The sequence below is a fragment of the Psychrobacter glaciei genome (assembly GCF_014652895.1).
GTDB classification, from domain to species: domain Bacteria; phylum Pseudomonadota; class Gammaproteobacteria; order Pseudomonadales; family Moraxellaceae; genus Psychrobacter; species Psychrobacter glaciei.
Genome location: NZ_BMZR01000009.1, coordinates 69,234 through 75,839, shown reverse-complemented (window position 1 = coordinate 75,839; position 6,606 = coordinate 69,234). Strand labels below are relative to the sequence as shown.

General features: G+C 38.8%; 5 protein-coding genes. All 5 read left to right on the top strand.

What is annotated here, in order from left to right:
* Positions 1-111 precede the first annotated feature (111 nt).
* The 5 genes from IE130_RS13485 to IE130_RS13465 all read left to right on the top strand — a co-directional run bounded on the left by IE130_RS13485 (position 112) and on the right by IE130_RS13465 (position 6,449).
* Positions 112-1,578: an ATP-binding protein gene (locus IE130_RS13485; protein WP_189586907.1), complete on the top strand. Its 1,467-nt coding sequence runs from the start codon at positions 112-114 to the stop codon at positions 1,576-1,578.
* Between the two features lie 729 nt (positions 1,579-2,307).
* Positions 2,308-2,589 (top strand): alpha/beta hydrolase fold domain-containing protein, encoded by a 282-nt coding sequence (locus tag IE130_RS13480; protein ID WP_308430278.1) that lies wholly within the window; start codon positions 2,308-2,310, stop codon positions 2,587-2,589.
* Between the two features lie 581 nt (positions 2,590-3,170).
* Entirely contained in the window at positions 3,171-3,803 is a 633-nt protein-coding gene (locus IE130_RS13475; RefSeq protein ID WP_189586904.1) for a DedA family protein, read from the top strand.
* 70 nt (positions 3,804-3,873) lie between these two features.
* The gene (locus tag IE130_RS13470) at positions 3,874-5,574 is read left to right on the top strand and encodes a phosphoethanolamine transferase (protein ID WP_189586902.1); all 1,701 of its coding nucleotides are present in this window, start codon (positions 3,874-3,876) and stop codon (positions 5,572-5,574) included.
* A 188-nt stretch (positions 5,575-5,762) separates the two neighbouring features.
* Positions 5,763-6,449, top strand: coding sequence for a response regulator transcription factor (locus IE130_RS13465; protein WP_189586900.1), 687 nt, complete (start codon positions 5,763-5,765; stop codon positions 6,447-6,449).
* The last annotated feature ends 157 nt before the right edge of the window (positions 6,450-6,606 follow it).

Below are 6,606 nucleotides of genomic sequence, written 5' to 3'. Positions count from 1 at the left end.
ATGATGAGCATGAGGCAAAGCTGATTCATACTGTGCGTGGTATGGGGTACCGATTGGAGGCGCTAGCTACTGAAGTCCAAAGTGGTGCGGACGGAGACTATTCTAAATAGCATGAACTATAAACTCAAAAATCGGCGCTGGTCATTGCTATGGCGAACTATTTTCTTATTGACAGTCTTCGTTATTATCTCTCAGGTCATCATCTATGCGTGGGTGCAGCGCTCTGTGAGTGGACACTTTGAGCAAATGGACTCAGAGATTATCACCCATGCGGCTTTTAACCTGCGTAAACGCATGGGTGATGTTAACGATCACATAGAACCATTCACAGTGTCAAAGTCCCAATCACTCATTAATGACAATCACTTGCATTCCTCTTGGCTAGATTATGATTTAAAAACCTTAGTAGCAGATAAAAAAGGCAAATTATTATCCAGTGACCCTAGTAATTTCATTCATAATTTACCGCCCGATTTTAGCTTGTTATCACTATGGCAGGATCATCACGATCAGCAGTTTATGATCAAGATAAATAATAGGCATTACCGAGCAATTATTATTCGAAATCAAGAGGTTTTGGCGTTTATTGCATTACCTATCGATGTGCATCATCAATATCTTATCCAGTTTAATCGCCAGCTGACCTTGATACTTACTGCCATCACCTTATTATTGGTTTCAGTAGCGGCATTAAGTGTGTATTGGGGTTTTGCGCCTCTGGCCACTATCGTACAAAAAATGCAAGGCATAAACCTCCAAAGGTTAGACGAAAGAGTTGGGGTTGACGATATGCCGTTAGAACTGCGGCCACTAGCAGAGTCTTATAATTCGATGATGGTCAAGCTTGAAAGCAACTTTGAATCTTTGTCACGATTTTCAGACAATATCGCTCATGAGCTGCGTACCCCAATAGCGACACTGAGTACACAAACGCAGGTCATGCTAACTAAGCCAAGAGAAGGCAACGAATACATCGAGCAACTGCATCATCAGCATGATACGTTAGAGCAGCTGTCAGCCATGATAAACAATATGTTGCTACTGGCAAAAACTCAGAAAGGATTAAGTGACTCGCAAATTAATCACGTAGATACTGAAAACCTAATCACCAAGCTCGTTGATTACTATGAAATGATTGCAGAGGATCGAGGGATAACTTTTGAAAAAGTGGGAGAGTTTAAGAAAGTATTAGGTGATGAAGGCCTATTGCAGCGGCTGTTTGCCAATCTGATGTCAAATGCCATTTATTACGCCGCTAGTGACAGTGTTATCACAATATCAGCTACCATTATTGCCTCGAGCAGCACCCTTGATACGGCAAAGGAAGAGGCTCTATCCTCAAAACAATCTTTATTAATAACAGTGACCAATCGCTTAGATAAACCGCTAAACCAGAGTGAAGCTGATAAATTGTTTGAGCGATTCTATCGTCATGATAAGACTAGTCATCAGCATTCAGGCACAGGATTGGGGTTGTCTATCGTTCAGGCTATCGCTAATGCTCATAAAGGCAAGGTTGGCATCACGATTAAGGATGACTATTATTTTCAAGTCAGTGTAGAATTGTTGATGGCTTAACAAGGTAAATCAAAAGAAGGTAATCTAAAAACGTTGTTGTCAAGAACTCAATATCAGAGTATTTGCAAGTGTAGTCCAGAACGGTTTCTTCAACGCATTCGAAAACTCGTTAAGATCTAAACTACGGCTGAAATGCCTGACTATTTTTTCGAAATTATAGCAACTCATTTCTACAGTAATTTATTCCGATATTACTTTGATGAGTTAATAATTCGCTTAATCAGTAATTTATGAAAAATTTAAGTATAAAATACATACATTAAAACCATAAATAATGATTAAACTTTATACTTAACTAGTGACCAAAATTGATATTTATGTTGCTATAAACCCCTTTAAAATACGCTAAACGTCATGGCACAAAATCCTTCCTATCCCTTTATTTATAATAATATATCAGGTTTATATACATTAAAGTTATTTAAAGAAATATGGTGGTTCTAACCCCCGAAGCCTAGGGTAATTAAATAACGTCGCCGATTTTCTTGATAAGACACGTGACACATTGAATAGTCAAGCCAAATCAAATCTATAGTATCAGTGCTGAATAATCGTTTAAAATAATGTCAACTTTAATAAAGTTGTCGAATGAATTTAGCGATCACGATCGGAAATGATTTGCCGTTTGAATAATATTTCCTTGTGGCCTTAGTAGATATAATAGTTAACCATTATAGTGATAAATACTGTTCTGGTCTTACACTCAAGTAGAATCCTGCCTCATGCCTCATGCCTCATGCCTCATGCCTCATGCCTCATGCCTCATTCCATCTTGACTCCTATAAAAAATCATTTTATCCATATCAATTGGATTATAACGACATTAAAGTGTTTCATACCACTTATCTACAAGATAGCTCCTTAACGCAACCGTATGCTCTTCTTTCACTCATACATGGTGATAACACACAAATATGCCCAAGCTATGTCATCGCCGCTGAATTAGATATTTTACGTGATGAAGCCTTAGTTTATGCCAAGCAGCTACGAGATAATGGTATCAATGTATAGACTCATACTGTACTTGGTGCACCGCATAGTTTTACAGATTTAATGAGTGTGCATCGAAGTGTTGGGCGAGAAACATATAATATCATTGACAAGTTCGCCATATTTGTACGTCAGATAATCAATACAGAAACAAAGGTCATGAGATCGAAATAACAGCATAAGAGTGAATATCTAAACTATTATTAAATAAGTGACTAGGGTCTGTTGAACATTCAAATATTAGGACTGCTGATTGCTAAAATCGCCCCAGACTAGGCGTAAACCGACGATAATGTCGAGACCTTAGCTAGGTTTACAACAACGTTTGAGGTGATTTTAGCATCAGCCTTTCAGGGCAGAGCTATTTTTTGCCAATACATGGCGAAATTGTCTACCCTAGAATGACTAGGCGTCAAAAATTTCACTGCGTATTGTCTAAAAAATAGACACTGCCAGTACCACATTTGAATGTTCAACAGACCCTAGTTGTTTCATTATATTCAATAACAATTTAATGATTCTTATCTTGCCCATCTTAACCTCTTCTTAACATCTCCCTTGCTACGCTACCTTTTCCAACTATACGCTCAGCGAGATTTTCAATGAACCAGATTAGTGAATGGGTGCTTGCAGTCATGGCAAAATTCGGCTACTTAGGTATTGTCTTTGCTATGTTCGCCGAAAACGTTTTTCCGCCGATCCCTTCAGAAGTCATCATGCCAGCGGCAGGCTTTGCGGTAGCACGAGGTGATTTTAATTTAATACTAGTCATACTAGCAGGTACGTTAGGATGCGTACTTGGCGCACTACCTCTATATTATCTTGGCAGTTTATTCAATAAAGAGCGCTTAGTGGCTTTTACTGACAAGTACGGTAAATACGTGTTTGTTAAACCTGAAGATGTATTATCGTCTAGCGATTGGTTCGATAAGCATGGTAAAAAAGCGGTGTTTTTTGGGCGTATGGTTCCTGGTATTCGCTCACTTATCTCTGTTCCTGCTGGCATGAACAAAATGCCCATCTTATCGTTTATAGCATTAACTGCTTTAGGTTCTAGTGTATGGACAACCGTGCTGACGCTTGCAGGTTATCACTTTGGCAAAAACTATGAGGTTATAGAAACAGCATTATCACCCTATTCAAAGATTTTTCTACTGCTTACTATAATCATTATTATTGGTTGGTTTATTAGGCGTCGATTAGCCAGCTATAAAAAAGGTAATATCTCACCTTAACGTCTTCTTAACAGAGCACTTGTTATGGTAGGAAATCAAATTCCTTATCATCCTGTTGAGAAGCCTGTTTATGTCAACCTCTCAAGCACTTAGCACTGAAATTACCAAAGCCAGCACTAAATCAAGATATCTTAGTAAAATCTTTGATCGTGAAATTAATCTTAGCTTTTTAATTATCATCGTTGCGCTCTATTTAGTCGCTACTGCGAATTTTGGCTTTTTCTCACAAGTACTAAGCATTTATCCTCTTGGCGATAATATTGGCTTCATGATTTCGATCACAGGCTTATTGTTCGGCTTAATGTGGCTACTCATTCAATTGTTATGCTACAGACCCTTTGCCAAGCCCGTACTAATCGCTCTAGTTACAATAGCTGCCATATGTTCCTATTTTACTGATGCCTATGGCACTATATTTGATACTAATATGCTTATCAATAGCATGCAAACTGATCAAGGCGAAGCGATGGGATTGATGTCGCTAAGTTTCTTTGTACGAGTGTTTGTATTAGGCGTTATACCCTCGGTTATTATTGCTAAATTAAATATTAAGCGTGTGCCTTTACGTCGAGCATTGTGGCAAAAAGCAGTCACTTTAATTCTATCTTTCGCCGTAATAGCTGCTTGCCTATTACCATTCGGTGATCAGTACGCTACTTTTTTTCGTCAACATAAAATAGTGCGTAATTACACTAACCCTATTACTCCTATCTATTCTGTCATCAAGTTGGGTAGCGATTACGTTGATGAATTGCGCCGTCCTGATACTTTGACATTGCATGCAACAGATGCAAAACGAATAACTCCTACAGTCAGTACTAAAGCTGTAAAACCTAAACTTATGGTATTCGTCGTTGGTGAAACGGTTCGTGCTGATCACATCGGCTTAAATGGCTATAAGCGCGAGACTATGCCCCTACTTGCCAGCCAGCCAGATGTCTATAGCTTTAAAAAGGCCACCTCTTGCGGAACCTCTACTGCCTATTCTGTACCTTGCATGTTTAGCTATTCTAATAGAGAAGATTACGATTCTAAAAGTGCAGACTATAATGAAAACGTACTAGATACCTTAAATAAGCAAGGCGTCAGTGTGGTTTGGCGAGATAATAATTCGAGCTCTAAAGGGGTCGCGGATCGAGTGACCTTTGAGGATTATAAGACAGCTGATGTCAACCCAAATTGTGATGAGGAGTGTCGTGACATCGGTATGCTTGATGGTTTTAGTACTTTAGTTAATTCAGATGCAGAGGTAAAATCAGAAGGACCTGCTAAAGATACGCTTATTTTATTACATCAAATGGGCAATCATGGTCCTGCTTACTACAAACGTTATCCAAAAGAGTTTGAAGAGTATAAGCCAGTATGTATGACCAATGAGCTCTCTAAATGTGATGATCAATCTGTTATCAACGCTTATGACAACGCTATTCGTTATACCGACTACTTCTTAAATAATGTTATTGATACGCTAAAACCCTACGAGCAAAATTATGATGTGGTGATGGTATACATCAGCGACCATGGAGAGAGCTTAGGCGAGAACAATATCTACTTGCATGGTATGCCCTACGCTATAGCACCCGACGCCCAAAAGCAGGTGCCCGTCATTATTTGGTCGCCTACTAGTAATAATATTGATAAAAGTAGCCTCGTTGGTATGATTGATCAGCCCGTATCACACGACTTTATTACGCCGACTCTGCTTAACTTTTTCGGTATTACTACTGAGGAAGTAAAAGGAGCGCCGACCTTTTTTAAATCTGTTTATTAAAGTTTGAAAACTAAGTACTGCTATAGTCAGTTCAATATGAAAACGCTACAGCGTGATTGGGATAAATATTTCGCAGCCTCTGTCTGCGTAGGCACAGCACGCTAGAAAAATTTATCCCAGTCACGCGCCATAAAGTAACATATCTATTTTATTTAGTATCAACTATGGCATTTATACACGAGACCCCTATGTACAAGATACTTGTTGTTGAAGATAACCCTGACATCGTTGCCAATATTTATGCCTTTTTTGAACCCAAAGGTTTTGAGTTAGACAATGCTCATAATGGCATTAGTGGCCTAACGTTGGCTGCGAACAATCGTTATGACGTTATCTTGTTAGATGTCATGTTACCGGGTATGGATGGTACAAAACTATGTAAAAAGCTCAGAGAAGACTTGCATAATAAAACTCCCGTATTGATGCTAACCGCACGCGATACGGTCTTAGACAAAGTTGCAGGTTTTGATAGTGGTGCTGATGATTATCTGGTCAAGCCCTTCTCACTCGTTGAGTTAGAGGCACGTATCAAGGCGCTTATACGTCGAAATCAAGATGATCTTTTTGAGCATAGTATAATTATTGGCGACTTGTCCTTAAATGCTAATGAGCATACTATCGCACGCGAAAATCAGCCGTTAAAACTGACACCTACAGGGTTTAAAATATTAGAAGCTTTAATGAGTGCATCGCCCCGAGTCGTTAGCAAGAATGAGCTTGAAGAAAAGGTGTGGGGTGAAGATATTCCTAGCAGTGATGCGTTGCGGACTCACTTGCACAGTGTACGTGTACAAGTCGATAAGCCATTTGCTAAACCTATGATAATCACAATGCCTGGAGTAGGTTATCAAATTATTGATCCAAATAGAGCATAAAGTATCTCAATAAAATTTTCGACACTTCTTTCATTAAGTCACCTTAACTATATCTACTCTTCTCTATTTGCTGTTTCTCATCACTAAGAAATTACTATGTTCTATATTGAATCAATCGCCAATAAATTTCGACTATCATACTTAGTTTTTGCCCTAA